This window comes from Pantoea sp. nfd-35 (assembly GCF_056892255.1).
Genome location: NZ_CP122403.1, coordinates 1,262,797 through 1,282,638, shown reverse-complemented (window position 1 = coordinate 1,282,638; position 19,842 = coordinate 1,262,797). Strand labels below are relative to the sequence as shown.

General features: G+C 55.3%; 19 protein-coding genes. 14 read left to right on the top strand and 5 right to left on the bottom strand.

The features are described from left to right. The first annotated feature begins 68 nt into the window (after positions 1-68). Genes P9J57_RS06080 through P9J57_RS06045 form a run of 8 tightly spaced genes read left to right on the top strand, consistent with a single transcriptional unit; the run spans position 69 to position 7,989 of the window. Complete coding sequence (locus tag P9J57_RS06080) at positions 69-899, top strand: DeoR/GlpR family DNA-binding transcription regulator (protein WP_013026662.1); 831 nt, start codon at positions 69-71, stop codon at positions 897-899. An 11-nt stretch (positions 900-910) separates the two neighbouring features. After that, positions 911-1,891: a substrate-binding domain-containing protein gene (locus P9J57_RS06075; RefSeq protein WP_019106056.1), complete on the top strand. Its 981-nt coding sequence runs from the start codon at positions 911-913 to the stop codon at positions 1,889-1,891. Positions 1,892-1,893: 2 nt separating this feature from the next. Next, positions 1,894-3,399, top strand: coding sequence for a sugar ABC transporter ATP-binding protein (locus P9J57_RS06070; protein ID WP_013026664.1), 1,506 nt, complete (start codon positions 1,894-1,896; stop codon positions 3,397-3,399). Then, complete coding sequence (locus P9J57_RS06065; RefSeq protein ID WP_024471243.1) at positions 3,392-4,381, top strand: ABC transporter permease; 990 nt, start codon at positions 3,392-3,394, stop codon at positions 4,379-4,381. The genes P9J57_RS06070 and P9J57_RS06065 overlap by 8 nt, the downstream gene beginning before the upstream one ends. 14 nt (positions 4,382-4,395) lie before the next feature. Next, complete coding sequence (locus P9J57_RS06060; RefSeq protein WP_072138199.1) at positions 4,396-5,448, top strand: ABC transporter permease; 1,053 nt, start codon at positions 4,396-4,398, stop codon at positions 5,446-5,448. Continuing rightward, positions 5,448-6,140, top strand: coding sequence for a D-allulose 6-phosphate 3-epimerase (gene alsE / locus P9J57_RS06055; RefSeq protein ID WP_483279502.1), 693 nt, complete (start codon positions 5,448-5,450; stop codon positions 6,138-6,140). Before P9J57_RS06060 ends, alsE begins: the two co-directional genes overlap by 1 nt. After that, positions 6,137-7,033 carry an allose kinase gene (alsK, locus tag P9J57_RS06050; protein WP_088900722.1) on the top strand — a complete coding sequence of 299 codons (897 nt, stop codon included), beginning with the start codon at positions 6,137-6,139 and terminating at the stop codon, positions 7,031-7,033. Before alsE ends, alsK begins: the two co-directional genes overlap by 4 nt. Beyond that, entirely contained in the window at positions 7,030-7,989 is a 960-nt protein-coding gene (locus P9J57_RS06045) for a ribokinase (RefSeq protein ID WP_015699767.1), read from the top strand. The genes alsK and P9J57_RS06045 overlap by 4 nt, the downstream gene beginning before the upstream one ends. A gap of 44 nt (positions 7,990-8,033) precedes the next feature. On the opposite strand, the gene nudK is transcribed toward P9J57_RS06045, so the two are convergent. The 3 genes from nudK to P9J57_RS06030 form a co-directional block, all read right to left on the bottom strand. Next, positions 8,034-8,612 (bottom strand): GDP-mannose pyrophosphatase NudK, encoded by a 579-nt coding sequence (gene nudK, locus P9J57_RS06040; RefSeq protein ID WP_013026669.1) that lies wholly within the window; start codon positions 8,610-8,612, stop codon positions 8,034-8,036. Positions 8,613-8,767: 155 nt separating this feature from the next. Beyond that, positions 8,768-10,240, bottom strand: a complete 1,473-nt coding sequence (ansP, locus tag P9J57_RS06035) for an L-asparagine permease (RefSeq protein WP_014605303.1) — start codon at positions 10,238-10,240, stop codon at positions 8,768-8,770. 272 nt (positions 10,241-10,512) lie between these two features. Then, a complete protein-coding gene (locus P9J57_RS06030; RefSeq protein ID WP_013026671.1) occupies positions 10,513-10,785 on the bottom strand; it encodes a YdgH/BhsA/McbA family protein in 273 nt (90 codons plus the stop codon). Between the two features lie 253 nt (positions 10,786-11,038). On the opposite strand from P9J57_RS06030, the gene narQ reads away from it, so the two are divergent. The 3 genes from narQ to acrD all read left to right on the top strand — a co-directional run bounded on the left by narQ (position 11,039) and on the right by acrD (position 16,831). After that, complete coding sequence (gene narQ / locus P9J57_RS06025) at positions 11,039-12,727, top strand: nitrate/nitrite two-component system sensor histidine kinase NarQ (protein WP_089517137.1); 1,689 nt, start codon at positions 11,039-11,041, stop codon at positions 12,725-12,727. Positions 12,728-12,916: 189 nt separating this feature from the next. After that, positions 12,917-13,549 (top strand): response regulator, encoded by a 633-nt coding sequence (locus P9J57_RS06020; protein WP_013026673.1) that lies wholly within the window; start codon positions 12,917-12,919, stop codon positions 13,547-13,549. A 165-nt stretch (positions 13,550-13,714) separates the two neighbouring features. Beyond that, a complete protein-coding gene (gene acrD / locus P9J57_RS06015; protein WP_014594274.1) occupies positions 13,715-16,831 on the top strand; it encodes a multidrug efflux RND transporter permease AcrD in 3,117 nt (1,038 codons plus the stop codon). Positions 16,832-16,961: 130 nt separating this feature from the next. On the opposite strand, the gene P9J57_RS06010 is transcribed toward acrD, so the two are convergent. Next, a complete protein-coding gene (locus P9J57_RS06010; protein ID WP_227008733.1) occupies positions 16,962-17,009 on the bottom strand; it encodes a hypothetical protein in 48 nt (15 codons plus the stop codon). Positions 17,010-17,408: 399 nt separating this feature from the next. Here P9J57_RS06010 and P9J57_RS06005 point away from each other — a divergent pair, with 399 nt between their 5' ends. The 3 genes from P9J57_RS06005 to P9J57_RS05995 are packed head-to-tail and all read left to right on the top strand — an operon-like array spanning position 17,409 to position 19,117. Next, positions 17,409-17,777, top strand: a complete 369-nt coding sequence (locus P9J57_RS06005) for an ArsC family reductase (protein ID WP_014594275.1) — start codon at positions 17,409-17,411, stop codon at positions 17,775-17,777. 1 nt (position 17,778) lies between these two features. Then, the gene (gene dapE, locus P9J57_RS06000; RefSeq protein WP_013026676.1) at positions 17,779-18,906 is read left to right on the top strand and encodes a succinyl-diaminopimelate desuccinylase; all 1,128 of its coding nucleotides are present in this window, start codon (positions 17,779-17,781) and stop codon (positions 18,904-18,906) included. A gap of 22 nt (positions 18,907-18,928) precedes the next feature. Beyond that, positions 18,929-19,117: a YpfN family protein gene (locus tag P9J57_RS05995; protein ID WP_013026677.1), complete on the top strand. Its 189-nt coding sequence runs from the start codon at positions 18,929-18,931 to the stop codon at positions 19,115-19,117. A 35-nt stretch (positions 19,118-19,152) separates the two neighbouring features. On the opposite strand, the gene ypfH is transcribed toward P9J57_RS05995, so the two are convergent. Next, positions 19,153-19,833 (bottom strand): esterase, encoded by a 681-nt coding sequence (gene ypfH / locus P9J57_RS05990; RefSeq protein ID WP_014594276.1) that lies wholly within the window; start codon positions 19,831-19,833, stop codon positions 19,153-19,155. Positions 19,834-19,842 lie beyond the last annotated feature (9 nt).

Here is a 19,842-nt window from a genome sequence, read left to right as displayed (position 1 = left end):
GCGTAGCCACGCTCAGGCCACATTTTTGCCGCGTGCCTTCCAGTACTTTATAACCCTCGGAGGCCAGCATGTTGCCGATTGAACGCCAGCAGAGAATTATTGATGAATTAATGCGTAATGGACGCGTGATTGTCGCTGAACTGACCGCCTTATGTCAGGTTTCGCAGGAAACGATTCGTCGGGATTTAGCGCAACTGGAAAAGAAAGGCATACTCCAGCGAAGCCATGGCGGCGCTGTTCCGGTTAAACAATATAATGCAGCCATTCAGATAAATAACCGGGCCATTAATGAGTATGAATTATCTTTCCGGCAGCGAATTAATGAACATGTCGATGCCAAAATGACCATTGCTAAGCGGGCGCTGGGGTTTATTAGCCCAGGTGATTGTTTATTACTCGATAGTAGTACCACGTGTTTTTATCTGGCCCGACAGTTACCGGATATTGAATTAACTGTATTAACTAATTCTTTACGCATTGTGCAGACCCTGGCGGCGCGCAGCAGTATTCGCACGATCTGCCTGGGTGGCGAATATTCCGATCGCTATGAAGATTTTCACGGCATCGTAACTGAACAACCGTTAAAAGAGTTTCAAATAAATAAAATCTTTTTTTCCTGTAGCAGCCTGGGCAACGACGGTTATTTACGCGAGGGGAATGAACATAATGCACATTTAAAACAACAACTCATTCTGGCAGCTGAACGCAAACATTTATTAATGGATAGCTCTAAGTTTCTTCGGCCCTCATTCGCGCGTGTTTGTCATTATCGCGATGTGGATTTTCTTATTACCGACCAGTTAAAAGATAAAGAGCTGGAACAGGAACTGGCGTGGAACGGGGTAAATATTATCGACTGTTCACAACGGCCTCAGTCCGTGCAGCTTATTAATCAATAAATGGAGTCACTATGAAAAAACAGCTTATCGCCTGCTCCCTGATCGCGTTATTCGCATTCCAGGCTCAGGCAGCAGAAAAAATACGTATGGGCATCGTGGTGAAAATTGGCGGTATTCCATGGTTCAACGCGATGGAAGCCGGGATTAAAAGTGAAGCGGCGAAAAGCGGCATAGATGCATGGATGGTCGGACCCACCGCAGCCGATCCCGCCTTGCAGGTTCGCGCTATTGAGGATTTGATTGCGCAGAAAGTCGATATCATTGGCGTGGTTCCCAACGATCCTAAAGTCCTGGAGCCCGTCTTACAGCGGGCGCGCGATGCGGGCATCAAAGTGATTACCCATGAATCACCGGGTCAGAAATTCGCCAACTGGGACTTTGAGTTAGTGGATGCAGCCACGCACGGCATCAACCATATGAAAGCGCTGGCAGCCTGTATGCACGATGAAGGGCAATACGCCATGTACGTTGGCAGCCTGACGGTGCCGCTCCACCAGCAGTGGACCGACGCCGCGCTGGCGTATCAAAAACAGCATTATCCCAAAATGCAGTTGGTCACCGACAAATTTGGCGTAGGCGAATCGCTGGATGATTCTATCCGTACCACCAACGAGCTGATGTCTAAATATCCCAATCTGAAAGGGATTTTAGCCTTTGGCTCACAGGGCCCTATCGGCGCAGGCCGGGCCGTAATGAACCGCAATAAGGTTAACCAAGTGTGCGTCATCGGAGCCTTCAGTCCGGGCCAGGGCGCGCAGCTCGTCAATCGGGGCGCGATCAAAGGCGGCTATATCTGGAATCCCCATACGGCCGGTGAAGTGTTTGTCCGTCTTGCCGAGATGATGGAGAAAAACACGCCCATTAAAGATGGCATGACCATTGAGGGATTAGGCAAGGTCCGGGTCGATGACACGACGCATACCCTTCTGGGCAATAACACCGAAAGCCTGGATAAAGCCAACCTGCCGAAACTGATTAAGCTGGGGCTGTAGAGATGAGACCTGTCGCACCGCAGACGCTCGTGACGTTAGATGCGTTGTCGAAAACGTTTGGTGGTCATCGTGCGCTGAGCGATATTTCGCTGACGCTGCTGGCCGGAGAAGTGCACTGCCTTGCCGGGACCAATGGTTGTGGCAAAAGCACGCTCATTAAGGTGATTTCAGGCGTTCATGCGCCGGATGAGGGCAGCGAGATCCGTCTGGGCGAAGGGGAAATTTTGCCCCGCCTCTCAACCCAGCAGGCCAGAGACTTTGGTATACAGGTGATCTATCAGGATCTGTCTCTGTTCCCTAACCTGAGCGTGGCCGAAAACATTGCGTTTGAACACAACCTGCGTGGCCTGTTCGGCTGGCATCAGCGTAAAAGGCTGCATGCCAGCGCCCGACGTATCGTTGACGAGCTTCAGTTTGAACTCGATCTCAACGAGAAAGTGGCGCACCTCTCCATTGCCCAGCGGCAACAGGTCGCGATTTGCCGGGCACTGGTTGCCGATGCCCGGCTGGTGATCATGGACGAACCCACAGCCTCGCTAACCCGTACAGAAGTGAATCAGCTGCTGCGCACGGTGCGCTATCTCAAACAGAAAAACATCTGTGTGGTGTTTGTCAGCCATCGACTGGATGAAGTACTGGAAATCTCCGATCGGGTGACGGTTATTCGCGATGGCCGCAGGGTTGGCAGCTGGCCAGCACAGGACATGACGCCGCACCGTCTGACAGAACTGATGACCGGACAGAAGCTGGAATATCCGTTGAAAAACGTCACGCGCAGGCGCGATCGCGTGTTGCTGGAAGTCGAACACCTCAGCCGGAGCGGGCAGTACCACGACGTGAATTTTCGTTTGTACGAAGGCGAGGTGCTGGGGCTCTGTGGCCTGCTGGGTTCGGGTCGTACCGAGCTGGCTCTGTCGCTATTTGGTATGACCCAGCCCGACAGCGGCAAGATTTGGCTGGACACGAAACCGGTACGCTTCCGTAGCCATGAAGACGCCATCAAAGCCGGTATTGGCTATGTCTCAGAAGACCGTCTGACGCTGGGGCTGGTTCAGCAACAGTCGGTGGCCGATAACATGGTGTTGCCGATTCTCGATAAGCTGCAAAACCGCTTTCACCTGATTGATGAATACCGTAAGAACAGGCTGATCTTGCAGTGGATTCAGCAGCTTGGCGTCCGGGTTGCCGATCCCGAGCAGGCAATTTCCACGCTTTCCGGCGGCAACCAGCAAAAGATTGTTTTAGCCAAGTGGGTACTCACTCAACCTCGCCTGTTAATTCTTGACTCGCCCACCGTCGGCGTCGATGTCGGCGCGAAGGCCAGTATTTACCAGCTGATCCACGAACTGGCGCGAGAAGGCTTATCGATTATGTTGATTTCCGATGAAGTCCCAGAGGTCTGGCACAACTGCGACCGCATTTTGCATTTCCGTGAGGGGACGATCCATGCCGAATACCAGCCAGACCGAGTGCAAGAACAGCAACTGGCGGAGGTCATCAATGCCTGACTTATCCCGTTTACGTCCTCATTCCAGCCAGGGCTGGCTGACCTGGGTTTTACTGCTGTTTATTGGGGTGTTTTCGCTGTCCAGCGACCAGTTCCTCAGCGTACAAAACCTGCTGGATTTAGCCGAAAGCTATGCGGTCACCGGCATCTTCGCACTTGGGCTCTTTGTGGTGCTGGTCACCGGCGGCATCGATATCTCCTTTGCTGCCGTGGCCTCGGTGGTGCAGTACTTCATCGCCACCCTGTTTATACGCTATCAGTTTGATCACGCCCTGCTGAGTATTGGCCTGGCGGTGGCCTGCGGCACGCTGTTCGGCATGATCAACGCCTGGCTCATTACCTGGCTGCGGGTGGTCTCCATCATCATCACGATCAGCATGCAGTCGCTGCTGTTTGGGCTGCTGATGTGGTCAACCGGCGGACGCAGCCTCTATCAGTTGCCTGAATGGTGGATCACCCTTCGCAGCGTGCTGCCGTTTGAGTGGCAGGGCCAGACGTTTCAGCTTGGCCTGCCCCTGCTCGTCCTGCTGGTCATCGCCACCCTGACGGCCGTGTTACTCAACAAAACGCATCTGGGCCGCCAGCTTTATGCCGTGGGCGGTGATGCGGAGTCCGCGCGGCGCATCGGGATTCGCGTTGGTTTGATTCACCTCTTTGCCTACGGCTGGCTGGGGGCGATGGCGGCCATTGGCGGACTGGTGCAGGTTTATCGCATGGGTGAAGTGGTGCCAAACGCGTTGGTCGGCGGTGAACTGGATGTGCTGGCTGCCACCGTGCTGGGTGGTGCCAGCCTGATGGGCGGGAAAGGCACGGTCAGCGGCACCTTAATGGGGGTTTTCCTGATCGCCATTTTAAAGAACGGCCTCAACCTGATTGGCGTATCCAACTATTTCATGAACATCGTGGTCGGTGGCGTGATTATGGTCGCCATCGCCGTCACGCACTATAAAAAGCGCAAAGAGACTGACGTCAGCTTTGTCTGATGGGAGAAGCACACATGAAACCTTTAACTGCGTTGAAACCTGACGGTACCAATACCGGCCTGCTGCTGCTCATCGCGTTTGCGCTGGCGCTGTTCAGCATCCTGCTGCCCGGCCGTTTTTTTACCGATTCCACCTTTCTCAGCATGGCCTTTCAACTGCCTGAGCTGGGCTTGCTCACCCTGGCGATGTTTATTGCCATTCTGAGTGGCGGATTAAACCTGGCGATTATTACCACCGCCAATCTGACCAGCCTGTTCATCGCCTGGGTGCTACTCGGCATGTTGCCAGACGGGGCGGGAACCGGTCAGCAGCTGGCCTGGCTGCTGCTAGCGGTGCTGGGTGCCATGTTGATTGCTGCACTGATTGGCCTGATCACCGGCGTGATGGTAACCCGCATCGGTGCCCATCCCATTCTGGTGACCCTGGCCACCATGATTACCCTCAACGGCATCGGCATCTGGCTGACAAAAGGCGCCGCGGTGAGCGGCATGCCGCCGGTGGTGCGCGCTTTGGGCGCCGACACGCTGCTGGGCATTCCTCTGCCGCTGTGGGTCTTTTTCGTGGCCGCGGCGCTGCTGGCGGTGTTCCTGGGGAAAACCCGTGCAGGTAAGTGCATCTATATGGGCGGAAGCAACATTAATGCCACCTGGTTTAGCGGAATTAATACGCATCGCATGATCGTGCTGGTGTATGTGATTTCCAGCCTGCTATGCGTGCTGGCGGGGCTCGTGATGATGGCGCGATTTAACTCTGCGCGTATGGGCTATGGCGATGCGTACCTGCTGCTGACCGTGCTGGCCATTATTCTTGGCGGCACCGATCCCAACGGCGGTTTTGGCCGTGTGACCGGCGTCGTGCTGGCGCTGATTGCCCTGCAGATCCTCTCAACTGGCTTCAACCTGATGAATATCAGCCAGCACGTCAGCCTGGCGATGTGGGGCGCAGTGCTGATTGTGGTGCTGGCCGTGAAACAGGGTAAAGCCCGACTCAATGAACGCCGTGCCATGAAGCGCAGCAAGCGCCTGAGTGCGGTACTGAATCCTCTGACTGAGAAAAAGGAAGTATGATGCGAATTCAAATCTCCCCGTCGTTGATGTGTATGAACCTGATGGAGATCAAGCAGCAGTTGGCTGTGCTGAACACCCGCGCTGACTTCCTGCATGTTGATATCATGGATGGTCACTACGTCAAAAATATCACGCTCTCACCGTTCTTTATTGAGCAAATTCGCCCGCACACGCCAGTGGCTATCGATGTGCATTTGATGGTTGAGCAGCCCACCGATTTTATTGAGGCAGTCGCCAACGCCGGAGCGGACTATATTTGCCCGCACGCAGAGACGATCAATCGGGATGCCTTCCGGGTGATCAACCTGATTCGCAGTTTGGGGAAAAAACCGGGCGTGGTATTGAACCCCGCCACGCCGGTGTCCTTTATTCATCATTACCTGCATCTGCTGGATAAGATCACGGTGATGACGGTGGATCCGGGTTATGCCGGGCAACCCTTCATACCGGAAATGGTGGGGAAGATTCGGGCACTCAGTGCGTTAAAACGCGCCCACGGCTACCACTATTTGATTGAGATCGATGGCTCCTGTAATCAACGCACTTATCGCACCCTGCTGGAAGCCGGAGCGGAAGTGCTGATTGTCGGCACCTCGGGCCTGTTCAACCTGCATGACGATCTCTCCACCGCCTGGACAATGATGCGCGACAGTATTGATGCCGCGCAGGGACTGGCGCAGGAGTCTGCATGAAATCACGCTGGCTTGGCATTGATATTGGCGGCACCAGCACCCGTTTGCAGCTGATGGAAGAAGGCCGGAACTGGTGCGGCTTCCGTAAAGTGCCGACCGCCAGTTGGTCGCAACAGGCGGATGCGCTGGTCGCGCTTGGCGATCTGATTTGCGAAACGCTGGAGGCGCAGCCGGTAAGCGGGGTGATGCTTGGCCTGCCCGGCATTCTCAGCCGTGACCGCCAGCAGGTGATCTCGCTGCCCTTTATTCAGGCGCTGGATCAACAACCCGTCGTGGCACGGCTCAGCGCGCGCCTTGGCGTTCCGGTTGCCATGGATAAAGATGTGAACCACCTGATGCTGTGGGATTTGCTGCAGTTGGAGACGTTACCCAATAATGCCGTGGGGTTATATCCCGGCACCGGTCTGGGTAACAGCCTGTGGCTGGAAGGCCGCTTTTATCATGGTCATCATGGCGGCTCAGGCGAGCTGGGCCATATTCCGCTGGCGAACAACGACCTGCCCTGCCCGTGCGGCAACCGGGGCTGTGCCGAAACCCTGATATCCGGTCACTGGCTCAGCACCTGGGCGGCAGCACAACAGCCGGATACGGGGATTTCGCAACTCTTTACCCGGCATGGCGATCACCCTGATCTGCGGGCGTTTGTGCAGCGGCTGGCACAGCTGATCGCCAGCGAAATGAACATTCTGGATCCCGAGTACCTGATTCTGGGCGGTGGCGTACTGTCGATGGCGGATTTTCCCTTGGTGCAGTTGCGCAGCGCCATTCAGCAACATCTGCGACCGCCTGTTACGCGCCAGGGTTTAAAAATCGTTTTCAGCCATGCAACCGATCACACGGGCTGTCGCGGTGCCTGTCTGGCCGCCGAGCGCTGTTTTGGAGGGAAAAAATGAAAGGCAAAGTGTGCGTGTTCGGTTCCTTCAACCTGGATATCGTGGCAGGCATGGCCCGCTTTCCGCTACCGGGTGAATCGTTAATTGCCCAGCACAGCATGATGGGGCCCGGCGGCAAAGGCGCGAATCAGGCCACCGCCGCGCTTCGTGCGGGCGCCCGGGTGCACTACATCGGCAAAGTGGGCAACGACGACTTCGGCATATTTGCCCGCCGGCATCTGGAAAAAACCGGCTTTGATGCCATTACGCTGTTCACCTGCAAAGAGAAACCCACCGGCAATGCGTTGATTTACGTGGCCGGTAATGACGCTGAGAATATGATTTCTGTTTATCCTGGGGCGAATCTCACCGTCAGCGCAGCGGAAGTGACGCGCTGCAGGCCGACTGTTGCCGCGGCGGATATTTTGCTGGTACAGCTGGAAAATAATCTGAGCGCGATTCAGCGCATGATCGATCATGCCCGGGCGGCAAATACCTTTGTCATCCTTAATCCGGCACCGTTTCAAAAAATCAGTGACGCTCTGCTGGCAAAGGTCGATCTGCTGACGCCCAACAGTACCGAAGCCATGCTGCTGACCGGCGTGAAGGTCACGGACCTCGCCAGCGCCCGGCAGGCCGCCCTTGTGCTGCACCGCAAGGGAGCACGTCAGGTAATTATTACCCTGGGTACGGCGGGGGCCTTACTGTCTGACGGGCAACAGCTGCTGCATATTCCGGTGTTTCCCGCCACGCCGCTTGATACAACCGGCGCGGGCGATGCCTTTAACGGTGCGCTGGCTGCCCGGCTGGCCGCCGGCGTTTCTCTGGAACAGGCTGCACTGTTCGCCGCAGCGTTTGCCTCCCTGTGCGTTGAACGACAGGGAGCCGCTCATGCTATGCCCGCTTATGCCGATGCACTGGCACGCCTGCAGGCGCACCCGGAATGCGTGGCCGAAAGCGTGCTGGCCTGCGCGTAACATTCAGGCAGAGGCGCCTGGTGGCGCGTCTGCTCTGTACTCCATCAGAGCGTGAGCCAGCCTGCAATAAGCGCATGCTGCAATAACATAATGGTTTTGCCATCGCGGATGCGCCCCGCTTTCACCCACTGCATGGCCTCAGGAAACGTGATTTCCAGCACGTCGATGGCTTCATCCTCTACGCCGCCGCCCGCATTTTCCCGCAGCGCGTCGTGGTATTCAGCCGCAAAGAAATGCACCAGCTCGGTCACGCCGCCCGGCGACATGTAAACCGAATAGAGGGTTTCCACCTCGCCCACCGCATAGCCGGTTTCTTCAATGGCCTCTTTGCGAATGCAGTCTTCAGGCGAGTCATCATCCAGCAAGCCTGCACAGGCTTCAATCAACATACCGTCTTCATTACCGTTAACGTAGGTGGCAATGCGGAACTGGCGCGTCAGTACCACGCTGTTCTTGTCACGGTTATACAGCAGAATGGTGGCACCGTTGCCGCGGTCGTAAACTTCACGCTTGTGACGCACGAGTTCGCCCCGGTTGTCGGTAATCTCATAAGTGATATTACGCAGGACAAACCAGTTCTCTGACAGCAGCTTATCTTTGATGATGTTGATCTTGAAGGACATGGACGCTCCGCAGCGACAGGAAGGGAGCCTGAGATAATAGGACGTACGTTAAAAGAAAACTATCTGAATTACGGGCCTTGCGCACGTCATCGTCCATCCTCACAGGCAAAAAAAATGCCAGCACGCTGGCTGGCATTCTATGCGAAACGTCTCGGTTACGACGATTTACCGTCGTGCTCGTGATGATCGTGTTCGGTCGCTGCGATGGCGTTCACACGCTTACGCACGCCAAACCAGCCCAGTACCAGAATCACCGCAATCAACGGAATGGAGGCGATAGTATAGGTGCCGTTTGGATAGTCGAACGCCATCAATACCAGTACGCTGAACAGGAACAGCAGCGTCAGCCATGAGGTAAAAGGCGCGCCTGGCAGCTTGAAGCTGACGTCGTCTGCCTTGCCTTCTTTGATCGCTTTACGCAGGCGTAGCTGGCAAAGCACGATAAAGCCCCAGGAAGAGATAATGCCGAGTGACGCCACGTTTAATACGATCTCAAACACCTGAGACGGCACATAGTAGTTAAGCACCACGCCGATGATATAGACGCCGACGGTCACCAGAATCCCGGCATAGGGCACCTGCTGGCTGCTCATTTTAGACATGAACTTCGGTGCGGAACCGCCCATCGACATTGAGCGCAGAATACGGCCCGTCGAGTAGAGACCGGAGTTCAGGCTGGATAACGCCGCACTCAGCACCACAATATTCATAATGCTGCCAATGTAAGGCACGCCCAGCTTAGAGAAGAAGGTCACAAACGGACTTTGCCCAGCCTGGTAGGCATTCCACGGCAACAACATCACTAACAGCACCACGGAACCGACATAGAACAAACCAATACGCCAGATAACGCTGTTGATCGCCTTCGGCAACATGGTTTCCGGATCTTTACACTCGCCTGCTGCCGTACCGACCAGTTCAATCGAGGCGAAGGCAAATACGACGCCCTGCACCAGCACCAGCGCCGGCAACAGACCGTGCGGGAACAAGCCGCCGTTATCCGTGATCAGGTGGAAGCCGGTTGCATTTCCATCGAGCGGTTTACCCGTGCCGAGGAACACGACACCGACAACCAGGAAAATGACAATCGCCAGCACTTTGACCAGCGCGAACCAAAACTCCATTTCGGCGAACCACTTTACGCCGATCATGTTCATGGTACCGACAATCGCCAGCGCCCCTAACGCAAATACCCACTGCGGCACATCACCAAACGCGCCCCAGTAATGCATATAAAGCGCAACGGCAGTGATATCCACAATCCCGGTCATGGCCCAGTTAACAAAGTACATCCAGCCCGCCACATAAGAGGCTTTCTCGCCCATGAACTCACGAGCATAGGAGACAAAGCTTCCGCTGCTGGGACGGTGTAAAACCAGTTCGCCCAGTGCGCGCAGGATGAAGAATGAGAAGATACCGCAGACCAGATAGATGATGGCGAGGGCCGGACCTGCCGCCTGTAAACGGGCGCCTGCGCCCAGAAACAGCCCCGTACCGATGGCTCCCCCGATGGCAATCATCTGCACGTGACGATTGCCCATGGCCTTCTTATAGCCGGAGTCGTGGGAATTGAGCCAGCGTCGTTTCGCAGCGCGCATGTCCGCTGCGGATTTCTTTGTAGATTTCATAGCCTTCCTGTTTGTCCTGACCATAAGTCATAGCGCATCCAAACGATTGCGTTCAGCACTGCGAAATGGGTTGTCTTCCTCTGTGCGTCCGCCTGTGAGTTTACGGAAAGCGGCGCGGGAATTTACGGCGATGAATCCTAACCGTTATGTAACATCGAAGCAAAATATACCGAGGGGATATGCGGGACGATTTGTAAAAAATTTTTCTGAGATCACAAAAAAACCGGCCATTGGCTGGCCGGTAAACACTACAGGGATGGAATAGAGAGGGTTTAGCGGTAAATCTCTGCGGTGCCGGTCCAGAGGCTGGAATCACCCGGCGTGTTCACACCGATGACCCGGAAGTGGCTGGCGCCTTCGGCTTTCGCCTGTTGTGAAAGCTGGCGAGTCACATCGTCAAGTGAACCATTTACGCTGGAAACAGAGACGCTGCCGATTTTTTGCAGATCCTGTGCCTCGCGTTGGTCCACCGCCGTGGCGGCCAAGGTAGAAAATGACGCAGTGGCCAACAGGGCGGCGGTGAGGTAAGCAGGTAATCGTTTCATAAATACTCCTGTACTCGCGTTGGTCGCTGTGGTTAAACACGTTATTGATTATTGGCGAGACAATGCAAGGCAACCTTTGTGAGTTGTAAAGCTGTGCGAGTAATGGTCGGTCTGACGTCGGGATTCCTGGGAAACGTCAATCCGGGTGAGTAAAGCTGCTGAACGGTCTCATTTCGGGCTATTTCATGACAGGTCGCCTGGCGTCCTCTGCCACCTCATTTATCCTTCCCTGTTACTGAAGGGGTTATTTGCTGTGATTGTTAAACGCTCTGTTACCCGAAGTATTGCGCAGTCTTTAACGCTGATTGTGTTGCTGGCTTTGCTGACAACCGGTCTGGCTCTGCTCACCCTTTCCAGCAGCCTGCGTGACGCGGAAGCCATTAATCTGGCCGGTTCGCTACGGATGCAGAGTTACCGGCTGGCCTGGGATGCCAGGCTGGAGCCTCGCCTGCTGGTAGCGCATCTGGCGCAGTTCCAGCACACCCTTGATGCCCCCGTTTTACAAGGCCTCGACCGCCCCTGGGTGCCACATAAAGTTATTAACCACTATCAACGTTTGCGCGCGGGCTGGCCGGAGTTAGCTCAGCATCTTGATGCCGATGCAGCAGAAGCCTGGCAGCTTCAAATGCCGGTCTACGTGGGGGAAATCGATCGCTTTGTCCTGGAACTGCAGCGTTATGCTGAACTGAAAATGCGGGTGGTGGCGATCAGTAGCCTGACGGGCCTGGTGGCGATCGTGGCGCTGGCGTTGATGACGATACGCTTTACCCGTCAGCAGGTCGTTAAGCCGCTGAACGCGCTGGTCACCGCCAGTCGTTATGTGGAAAAGGGCAATTTTGCGTTCCCGCCTCTGCACGTCGAGCAGCAGAATGAACTTAAGGTGCTGTCACACACCTTCAGCAGCATGGCCGCCCAGTTGCACGCGCACTATCAGCTCCTGGAGCAGCGGGTCCGCGATAAAACCCGGGATCTGACCCAGGCAAACCGCACGCTTTCGCTGCTCTATCAGAGCTCTCAGATTTTAGCGCGCGGCCCCCTGCATCCGGCCCTGTTCAACAGCGTGTTGGCCAGCGTGCTTGCCAGAGAAAAGCTTGCGTTTATCCGCCTGGAAGGCGAGCAGTTTACCTTTGAGTCCGGGCAAATCGCCCCTTCTCAGGCCTGGCATCAGTTACCCTTGCAGCAGGGCGATCACCCTATTGGCACCCTGCACTGGCAAACGACCGTTACGACGCCGCCTGCAGCATTAATGCAGAGCCTGGCGGCAATGCTGGCCCGGTCAGTCTGGATCTGGCAGACCCAAAAACAGCAGCAGCAGATGCTATTGATTGAAGAGCGCGCCACCATTGCACGCGAGCTGCATGATTCGCTGGCTCAGGCACTGACCTACCTGCGTATTCAACTGACGCTGCTGCGGCGCACTGTCGATGCGCGCGATCGGGCAGCACATGACATTATTGCCGAATTCGATCTTGCGCTGGCTGAAGCTTACCGTCAGCTCCGTGAGTTGCTTGCCACCTTCCGTTTAACGATTGAAAAATCCGATCTGATGGCCGCACTGCACGCAATGATCGCCCCCTTGCAGAAGCAGTCTGAGGCCGACATCCATTTCACCTGCCAGCCAGGGCTTGAGGCGCTGGATGCTCAACAGCAGGTACACGTACTCCAGATTGCCCGCGAGGCGCTGCTTAACGCCATTCGCCATGCAAATGCACAGATGATTACCCTCGACTATCAGCACACAGATGAAGGCGAACATATACTGAGCGTGACGGATGATGGTATTGGGATCGGCACGACAGAGGAACCGCAGGGGCATTACGGGCTGACGACCATGACGGAGCGGGCTGAACGGCTAGCCGGATCCTTACAGATTACGGCACAACCACGCGGAACACGTGTCACACTGCGTTTTCCATCGCGTCCGGCGCTGCCGCGTGAGTAGTGCTGTTGCCCGCCATTGTGTATTTTAATAACATCCTGAGATCATACAAGATGTGGCAGATCAACACCTGAAGGCAGAATTAACCATTACAATCAACATTCTGCGCATCACCATTCTTGAACGGTCTGGAAAGCCGATCGTTCGCATTGCCCGTACCGCCGTCTGACATCCAGTGCACAGGGAGCTAACATGGCACAACCTGCTTTAACCATTATGATCGTGGACGATCATCCCCTTATGCGCCGGGGCATCCGCCAGCTACTGGCGCTGGAGCCGCAGTTGCAGGTCATCGCTGAAGCCAGTAACGGGACTGAAGCGCTGGCGGAAGCCCGCCGTCTGACACCGGATATCATCCTGCTCGATCTCAACATGAAAGGGATGTCAGGGCTGGATACGTTAAAAGCGCTTCGTCATGAAGGCATCAGCTCACGTATTCTGGTGCTGACGGTCTCTGACGCGCGCAGCGACATTTACGCCCTGGTGGATGCAGGAGCGGACGGCTATTTACTCAAAGACAGCGAACCCGAAATCTTGTTGCGCCAGATCATGCAGGCCCTACAGGGTGAGACGGTGTTTAGCGATGCGGTAAGGCACGCTCTGTCCATGCGACATAACAGTGACGATCCCTTCCGCTTGCTGACCGAACGCGAACGCGGCGTGATGCAGGAAGTGGCGCGGGGCTTGTCTAATAAAGACGTGGCTCATGCACTTCATATCTCGGAAGAAACGGTGAAGGTCCACATTCGTAATGTCCTGCGCAAACTTGATGTACGTTCACGCGTTGCTGCAACAATTATGTGGATTGAGCGCCGAAACAGTTGATAAAAAACGCGCAAACTTACACATTCTCTACAATTTCTCCACTTTTCAAACCCGCCTCGCACGTAAAGTAGAGTCCTACCCGTGCGTGGTTTGCGTGGATTTTCCTGTGCGTCACGCGCTGCATCGCTCATATTAATAATAAAAGCAGTGAGGAGTGTCGGTTCAATGTCGAATTTCTTTATCGACCGCCCAATTTTCGCCTGGGTTTTGGCTATTTTATTGTGTCTTTGCGGCACGCTCGCCATTATTTCACTTCCTGTTGAGCAATATCCCGATCTCGCCCCGCCCAACGTGCGTATTACCGCCACTTATCCCGGCGCCTCAGCGCAAACGCTGGAAAATACCGTCACCCAGGTTATCGAACAGAACATGACCGGTATCGATAACCTGATGTATATGTCCTCCAACAGCAGTAATACCGGCCAGGCGCAAATCACCCTCACCTTTACCGCGGGTACCAATCCTGATGAAGCCCGTCAGCAGGTTCAGAATCAGTTGCAGTCGGCCCTGCGCCAGTTACCTCAACCGGTGCAGTCACAAGGGGTGACCGTCAATAAAACCGGCGACAGTAACATTTTGATGGTGGCGTTTGTCTCAACTGACGGCAGCATGAACAAACAAGATATTGCTGATTATGTCGCCAGTAATATTCAGGAGCCCTTAAGCCGTATTGATGGGGTGGGTGAAGTGGATGCCTACGGTACGCAATATGCTATGCGCATCTGGCTCGATCCCTACAAGCTGACCGCCTATGCCCTGACCACCGATGATGTGGTCAATGCCATCAAATCCCAGAATACCCAGGTTGCAGTGGGCCAGGTGGGTGGGCTACCGGCCGTCAATAATCAGGCGCTGAACGCCACGGTGAACGCGCAGGCGATGCTGCAAACCCCCGACCAGTTTAAAGCGATTACCCTGAAGAATAATCCCGATGGCTCCGTGGTGACGCTAGGTGATGTCGCAACGGTGGCGCTCGGCGCTGAAAAATACGATTCCCTCAGCCGCTACAATGGCCAGTCCGCCTCCGGCCTGGGCATAAAACTGGCCTCCGGTGCCAACGAGATGAACACCGATAAACTGGTGCGGGCGCGGCTGGATGAATTATCACACTATTTTCCGCACGGGCTGGAAGCGAAAATCGCGTATGAAACCACGCCCTTTGTTAAAGCCTCTATCACCGACGTGGTCAAAACCCTGCTGGAAGCTATTCTGCTGGTATTTGGCGTGATGTATCTGTTTATGCAGAACTTCCGGGCCACGTTAATCCCTACCATCGCGGTGCCCGTCGTGCTGCTTGGCACCTTTTGTGTGATCTTTGCCTTCGGCTACAGCATCAACACCCTGACCATGTTCGCTATGGTGCTGGCGATAGGCCTGCTCGTAGACGATGCGATTGTGGTCGTGGAGAACGTTGAACGTATCATGAGCGAGGAAGGGATCTCGCCGCGCGCTGCCACCCGCAAATCGATGGGGCAAATCCAGGGGGCACTGGTCGGAATTGCGCTGGTACTCTCCGCCGTATTTATTCCTATGGCCTTTTTTGGTGGCACCGTAGGGGCAATCTACCGCCAGTTTTCGGTGACTATTGTCTCCGCCATGATCCTGTCGGTGTTGGTCGCGATGATCCTGACACCCGCCCTGTGTGCCACGCTGCTTAAGCCCATCGCCAAAGGGGAACATCACGGCGAGCGCGGCTTCTTTCGCTGGTTTAACCACCATTTCAACCGCAACGCCGACCGCTATCAGCGTGGTGTCGCCCACATTCTGCGCACGGGCGGCCGCTGGCTGCTGTTGTATGTGGGGATTATTGGCATCATGGCGTTCCTGTTTCTTCATCTGCCTTCGTCTTTTCTGCCCCAGGAAGATCGGGGCATGATTTTGACCCAGGTCCAGCTTCCCGCCGGTTCCAGCATGAATCAGACCTCGGCGGTAGTGGCAAAAGTGGAAAAGTACTACCTGACGAAAGAGAAAGATAACGTGCTGTCGGTCTTCTCAACGATCGGTTCCGGCCCCGGCGGGAACGGGCAGAACGTCGCGCGTCTGTTTATTCGTTTGAAAGACTGGGGTGACAGACCCGGGGCCGATCGCACGTCGTTCGCCATCATTAAGCGCGCCGGAAAAGCGTTCAAACACATCAATGAGGCCACGGTCATTGCGAGCAGTCCGCCGGCGATTACCGGTCTGGGCAGCTCATCGGGCTTTGACCTGGAAATACAGGATCATGGCGGCATCGGGCATGACAAGCTCATGGCGATGCGCGACATGCTGCTCGACAAGGCCAGCAAAGATAAGCTCCTGTCCCGTGTCCGTCATAACGGCCTTGATGACAGCCCGCAGTTGCAAATTGATATCGATGAGCGCAAAGCCCAGGCGCTGGGCGTATCACTGGATACCATTAACGACACGCTAGCCACTGCCTGGGGCTCAAGCTACGTGAACGACTTTCTGGATCGTGGACGGGTAAAAAAAGTGTATGTGCAGGCTGATGCGCCCTACCGCATGCTGCCCGGCGATGTCGATAAATGGTACGTGCGTAACAGCAGTGGCACCATGGTGCCCTTCTCGGCATTTGCCACCAGCCGCTGGCAAACCGGTTCACCGCGTCTGGAACGCTATAACGGCTACTCCTCCCTGGAAATCGTGGGGGAAGCCGCAGAGGGCGTGAGTAGCGGTACAGCGATGAATGAAATGGAGAAACTGGTCGAATCCCTGCCGCTTGGCGTGGGTTTCCAGTGGACGGGAGCATCCTATCAGGAGCGGTTATCGGGCTCTCAGGCACCCGCGCTGTATGTGGTTTCGCTGCTGGTTGTCTTCCTCTGCCTGGCAGCCCTGTATGAAAGCTGGTCGATCCCGTTCTCTGTCATGCTGGTCGTCCCGCTTGGCGTGATCGGTGCGCTGATTGCCACCTGGACGCGCGGGCTGGAGAACGACGTCTATTTCCAGGTGGGCTTGCTGACCGTGGTCGGGCTTTCGGCCAAGAACGCCATCCTGATTGTCGAGTTTGCTAACGAGCTTAACAGTAAGGGAGGTGAACTGATTGAATCGACGCTGGCGGCGTCACGCCAGCGCCTGCGGCCGATCCTGATGACGTCGCTGGCCTTTATCTTCGGTGTGCTGCCGATGGCGATCAGCAGCGGCGCAGGCTCCGGCAGTCAGCATTCTGTGGGAACGGGCGTGATGGGCGGGATGATTTCTGCCACGATTCTGGCCATTCTGTTTGTGCCGCTGTTCTTTGTGCTGGTGCGTCGCCGCTTTCCCCTGAAAGAGAAGCATCGGGACTGATTAACCCGCTTGCCTGACGGCGCCTCAATCAGGCAAAAAAAAACGGCCTCTGCTCGCAGCGGCCGTTTTATTCGTGTGTGTGGTCAGAATTACAGCAGAGGGGAAAGTGCCCTGCTTTTCTCCTCACGTGTTACTTGTTGCGTAACATCGCTTCGATGAATTCTTTCCAGTTCCCCATTTCGGTGTCAATCATAGAACCCTCTCTTATTGTAGTGGCAATATTACGCCTTTTTTTTCGCCTGGTGAATACGTTTACACCTGTCATTACTATCGGCAAAGGCGACAAAAAGCTAAGTATTTTCTGATTTGCTGGCTGACGCACACTTCAGCAAGGGCCTAAGCTGACAGGTTTTAATGCGGTTTTGACCAGGACGTAGCCTAAAAATCACAATTAAGGAAATTCTTAATTCCGAAATGATAAACCGCGAAATCATTAGAGGCAAAACTGAAACCGTTTACCCCCGACGGGAAACGCCTCTGTGCAGGGTATTTTTCGATACAGGCGCGATCGGGCGGATGCTGCATCAGATCACACTATGGTAAACTCCAGAGCTAATTTTAATGACAGGAGCAGGCGATGAGCGCGCAGTGGGTCATGTTTGGGATTAAAAATTGCGACACGATTAAAAAAGCACGTCGCTGTTTAGAGGCGGCGGGCGTGGACTATCGCTTCCATGATTATCGTGCTGACGGCCTGACCGGTGACCAGCTGCAGCAGTTTATCGACGTACTGGGCTATCAGGATCTGCTCAACACGCGCGGCACGACCTGGCGTAAGCTACCCGAGGCAGAGCGCGAGGCCATCACCGATGCCGCCAGTGCAAAAGCGCTGATGCTGGCCCAGCCTGCTATCATCAAGCGCCCTGTCCTGCGCGCACCCGACGGCTCGCTGCTGCTGGGCTTCAGCGAATCTCTTTACCAGAATCGTCTTCAGGAGAAGTCATAATATGTTTTGTCCGGTCATTGAGCTGACGCAGCAGCTTATTCGTCGCCCTTCTCTCAGCCCCGATGACGCCGGATGTCAGGCGCTGCTGATCGCACGCCTGGAAGCGATAGGTTTCCACATCGAAACCATGAACATCAACGACACGCTGAATTTCTGGGCCACGCGCGGCGAAGGCGAAACCCTGGCGTTTGCCGGCCACACCGATATTGTTCCCCCGGGCGATGCCAGCCGCTGGATTAATCCCCCGTTTGAACCCACCATCCGCGACGGCATGCTGTTTGGGCGCGGTGCAGCAGATATGAAAGGATCGCTGGCCGCCATGGTTGTTGCCGCCGAGCGGTTTGTCGCCGTTCATCCTCATCACAAGGGGCGTCTGGCCTTTTTAATTACGTCTGACGAAGAAGCCAGCGGCGCGAACGGAACGGTAAAAGTGGTTGAGCGCCTCATGGCGCGTAACGAGCGTCTGGATTATTGCCTGGTCGGAGAACCTTCCAGCAACGAAGTCGTGGGCGACGTCGTGAAAAATGGTCGTCGTGGCTCCATCACCGCGAACCTGACCGTGCATGGCGTACAGGGCCATGTAGCCTATCCGCAACTGGCGGATAATCCCGTGCACCGTGCTCTGCCGGCGCTTAACGAGCTGGTCGCCACGGAATGGGATCAGGGTAACGCCTTTTTCCCGGCCACCAGCATGCAGATCGCCAACATTCAGGCGGGAACCGGCAGTAACAACGTCATCCCCGGCGAGCTGTTTGTGCAGTTCAACTTCCGTTTCAGTACGGAACTCACCGATACCCTGATTCAGCAGCGTGTCGCAGAACTGCTGGACCGCCATCAGTTGCGTTACACCATTGAGTGGAAGCTTTCCGGCCAGCCATTCCTGACCTCACGCGGCAAGCTGGTTGATGCCGTGGTCAACGCCGTTACGCACTATAATGAAATTAAGCCGCAGTTGCAGACTTCTGGTGGAACCTCTGACGGACGTTTTATCGCTCGTATGGGCTCGCAGGTGGTGGAACTGGGTCCTGTGAATGCCACGATTCACAAAATTAACGAATGCGTGAAAGCATCAGACTTACAAATGCTGAGTCGGATGTATCAACGCATCATGGAACAATTGATCGCCTGACAGCGAGGGAAGGAGCGGGCCTATGGAGTTTATTAAAGATTACTGGTGGATCCTGGTGATCCTGCTGATGGTGGGCGTGTTAATGAACGTCTATAAAGATCTGAAACGCATCGATCATAAAAAATTTATGGATAACAAACCCGATCTCCCGCCTCATCGTGATTTCAACGACAAGTGGGACGAGGACGACAACTGGCCGAAGAAAAAATAACGGTCATGCGCCCCCGCCATCGCGAGGGCGCGCGGTTACATCATCATAATGACATCGTCATCGCCAGGTTTTGCCCCGCCTGAGGCTTCATCGAAGTAACGTTTCGGCACGGTATACTGCAAATGATGCAGCGCAAAATCCATGCTGCGCTGATCGATGGCATGCGCCAAATCCTCTACGATATTCAGCGTGACATCACCGCCCAGCGCGGTTAAACGCTGTTCCGCCTGTTGCGCCTGCATCAGCGGGATACGGTCATCATAATCACCATGGATCAGATGCACGGTAGTCCGCGTGCTGGCCTTTTCCGGTAGCGTCACAAAGCGACCGCTAAAGGCAACCGCCCGGCCAGCCAGATCGTCGTGGGCTTTGATGCCTTCCAGCACCATGCTGGCCCCCTGTGAAAACCCCACCAGTGCCGTGGCTTCGGGACGCACCCCGCTTTTCTGCTGCCAGTGACGCACGGACTCGACAAACTGCGGCATGCTGCTGTCTACACAGGCCTGCTCGCTTTTATCATGCAGGCCGGCTTCGTTAAACCATTGACCGCCCGGCCCCGGCGATCCCACCGACACCACCAGCGCCGCCGGAAACGTTTTAGCAAACCAGCTGCCAATTTGGCCCATCGCGTCGGGATTGTCCCCCACGGCATGATAAAGCAGAAACAGCTGGGCAGCCTGAGTGGGCTGCTGAACAATTACATATTTCAGTGTCATATCGACCTC